Origin of the sequence: Exiguobacterium sp. s192 (assembly GCF_018618795.1) — a bacterium.
Taxonomy (GTDB): domain Bacteria; phylum Bacillota; class Bacilli; order Exiguobacteriales; family Exiguobacteriaceae; genus Exiguobacterium_A; species Exiguobacterium_A undae.
Window position 1 is genome coordinate 1 of the sequence record NZ_JACSMS010000031.1, and the last position, 1,064, is coordinate 1,064.

The 1,064-nt window shown below is 49.8% G+C and carries 6 tRNA genes and 2 rRNA genes; all 8 read left to right on the forward strand.

Features of this window, described 5'->3' with window-relative positions:
* A 23S ribosomal RNA gene (locus KNP87_RS17190) occupies positions 1-112 on the forward strand; the annotation flags it as partial.
* 94 nt (positions 113-206) lie between these two features.
* Positions 207-322: ribosomal RNA gene (gene rrf / locus KNP87_RS17195) — 5S ribosomal RNA — on the forward strand.
* A gap of 9 nt (positions 323-331) precedes the next feature.
* A tRNA-Val gene (locus KNP87_RS17200) sits at positions 332-407 on the forward strand.
* 19 nt (positions 408-426) lie between these two features.
* Positions 427-502, forward strand: a tRNA-Thr gene (locus KNP87_RS17205).
* A gap of 60 nt (positions 503-562) precedes the next feature.
* Positions 563-649: transfer RNA gene (locus KNP87_RS17210), tRNA-Leu, on the forward strand.
* 30 nt (positions 650-679) lie between these two features.
* Positions 680-753, forward strand: a tRNA-Arg gene (locus tag KNP87_RS17215).
* Between the two features lie 6 nt (positions 754-759).
* Positions 760-836, forward strand: a tRNA-Pro gene (locus tag KNP87_RS17220).
* Between the two features lie 21 nt (positions 837-857).
* Positions 858-933, forward strand: a tRNA-Ala gene (locus KNP87_RS17225).
* Positions 934-1,064 lie beyond the last annotated feature (131 nt).

A 1,064-nucleotide genomic window follows, 5' to 3' on the forward strand; every position in this document is an offset into this window, starting at 1 on the left:
CCTTTGAGTAATCAAGAAAGACCCCTCAGAGACGATGAGGTAGATAGGTCACGGGTGGAAGCATGGTGACATGCGGAGCTGAGTGATACTAATCGGTCGAGGCCTTGTTCTAGCAGATGCATTGTTGATGACTTCAGTTTTGAGGGCGCGAGCTTTTCAAAAAAAGGTCTTGACGTTATGGAAACATAATGTTAAGATAATAGATGTCTGGTGGCGATAGCCAAGTGGTCACACCCGTTCCCATGCCGAACACGGAAGTTAAGCACTTGAACGCCGAAAGTAGTTGGGGGCTTCCCCCTGTGAGGATAGGACGCTGCCAGGCGATACATATGGAGGATTAGCTCAGCTGGGAGAGCATCTGCCTTACAAGCAGAGGGTCGGCGGTTCGATCCCGTCATCCTCCACCATTTTTATTTTTTTACACTTGCCGGTGTAGCTCAGCTGGTAGAGCAACTGACTTGTAATCAGTAGGTCGCGGGTTCGACTCCTGTTGCCGGCACCATTTTTATCTCAAATACATCATCGACCTTGAAAAAGTGTAGATGCTACCTTTTAACACCCTGCCGGGGTGGCGGAACTGGTAGACGCACAGGACTTAAAATCCTGCGGGGGTTTCCCCGTGCCGGTTCGATTCCGGCCCTCGGTACCATTTTTGACTGTAACTGTTTGATTATACCCCGCACCCTTAGCTCAGCTGGATAGAGTACTTGACTACGAATCAAGGGGTCGGGAGTTCGAATCTCTCAGGGTGCACTTTTTCGGGAAGTAGCTCAGCTTGGTAGAGCACTTGGTTTGGGACCAAGGGGTCGCAGGTTCGAATCCTGTCTTCCCGACCATCTTCAATTTAATCCCTTAATGGGGCCTTAGCTCAGCTGGGAGAGCGCCTGCCTTGCACGCAGGAGGTCAGCGGTTCGATCCCGCTAGGCTCCACCAAATTATCTTTATGACGAACTTTGAAAACTGAACGATGAGGCAAAAAACGTATCTTCGGATACAAACAATGAATGAAGCGCAAGCTTCGTCAACGTGACTCCGGTCACAACAACGAGCAAGTCAAACACTTT